Genomic DNA, 1971 nt, shown 5'->3' on the forward strand with positions numbered 1-1971 from the left:
ATGGCGCAGGTGTGGGGCGTTTTTTTCTGAACAAACAGGCTATTGGCAGAACGGTCCATCCCGGACGAGGCCCGGTGTCCCCGGGAAAATATGACCTGGTCATCGGCGATCGCTACGGTTCCCTGTACTCGGGGTTCCCCGGCTATATTGACGATGTTTGCATCCGCTCGTCAATTCCCGCGTGGGCCCAAGGTGGCCTGGAGATAGAACTGGCCCCTCTGGCGCGCACGGCTTTCCTGCGAATGGAGGCCAGTGCTTTTATGAACCTCTTACTGCGCAATGAAACACCTCATGACGTAAGCGACGTGAAGATTGTCTGCACCTTTGCAGGATCGAAGACGTCGTTGCAAATACCGAAACTTTCTCCTCGCGAGGAAATTCCTTTAAAAGTGCCGGTGGATACTCGACTGCGAGCGGGAACCTACGTTCTTCGAATACAGGTCGAGGCCACCCAGGACTCCGGCATACTGCAAACGGAGCGGGAACTGAGTGTTGCCATTGTGCCACGTCCCATTCCGGATACGATGCCTGTTGTGCTCTGGGGCACAGGAGACCTCGAACGCGTCAAAGAAATCGGCTTTACTCATCAATTAGTCAGCCTGGCGGACTATGCCCATATTTGGAAATCAGATAAACCAGGAACCGCTGTCGAGAGTTTTCAACTGGCAGAGAAGGCGGAAATGCTCAACGAGTACCTGGTTCAGGGCATGGGGGCGATTGTGAGCTTATCACCCGGCTCCTGGATTGTGAGGAATCCTGAAACTCAATCCCGATTCCAGCGTGCGGATCGAAACGGGCAGCCTTACAAGGACCTCAACCCGTGCGGTCTGTTTCCCGAGGTGCGCGAATTCTGCTATCGCGTCGGGGCGTCCGTCTCAGAAACCTTCCGTGATTTTCCAGCACTACGGGCAGCGCTCATTCATTCAGAGGTCCGTGACTCAACCAACCTGTGCTTCCACAAGCACGATCTGGACGCTTTTCGGACCAAACATGGCTATGACGTTCCAGATCAAGCCACCAGCAAATGGGGTGTGCGATACGATCGGATTCCCGGATTTCCGGAAGACCGGGTTATCCCCGATAACGACCATCTGCTTGCGTTTTACCGATGGTTTTGGACGGAAGGCGACGGGTGGAACGAGTTACACTCAGCCGTCCATCGTGGCTTGAAATCGGCAAGAACCGACCTGTGGACGTTTTTCGACCCCGCCGTCCGCGCTCCCAGCATTTGGGGCAGTGGTGGTGAAGTGGACATCCTTTCGCAGTGGACCTATACCTACCCCGACCCCATCAAAATCGGCCAGGCAACAGACGAGGTCTTCGCAATGGCTGAGGGTCGCCCCGGCCAGCAGGTCATGAAGATGACGCAGATCATCTGGTACCGGTCTCAAACGGCCCCAAAGCTGCCCGAGGAAGAAAGTCAAAGGGCGCCTTGGGAAAGAGAGATTCCCGACGCGAAGTTCATCACCATTGCCCCAGATCACCTGCGCGAGGCATTTTGGTGCAAGATGGCACGCCCCATCCGCGGTATCATGTATCACGGGTGGGGTTCGCTCGTGCCGGCTTCTCACGGAAGTTATCGCTATACCAATCCCCGTACCAGGGAAGTCCTCCGGGAGCTTATTCACGAAGTTGTGCGGCCACTGGGGCCGTCTCTTTTGAATATCCCGGACACCTCCGCCGATATTGCCATTTTGGAAAGCTTTGCCTCGCAGATGTTCGCCGGTCGGGGGACCTTCGGCTGGAGTCGCGGCTGGGAAGCGGACATGCACCTTGTACTCCAATGGGGGCGTTTTCAGCCGCGGATCATATACGAACAGAGTATCCTGCGCGATGGACTGGATAACTACCGCGTGCTTGTTCTTCCCGGATGTGACGTGTTGCCAGCGGCTGTCGTCAAAGCGATTCAGGAGTTTCAAGCTCGGGGAGGATTGGTGGTGGGGGACGAATTTCTCTGCCCGGCGATTCGAC

The 1971-nt window shown here is 56.2% G+C and carries 1 protein-coding gene; it reads left to right on the plus strand.

Annotated elements, in window-relative coordinates:
- Positions 1-74: 74 nt before the first annotated feature.
- The coding region (locus H5U08_RS17080) for a hypothetical protein (RefSeq protein WP_297035842.1) at positions 75-1971 on the plus strand (1897 nt) is incomplete at its 3' end.

It is taken from the genome of Thermogutta sp., assembly GCF_014359955.1.
Classification (GTDB): Bacteria; Planctomycetota; Planctomycetia; order Pirellulales; family Thermoguttaceae; genus Thermogutta.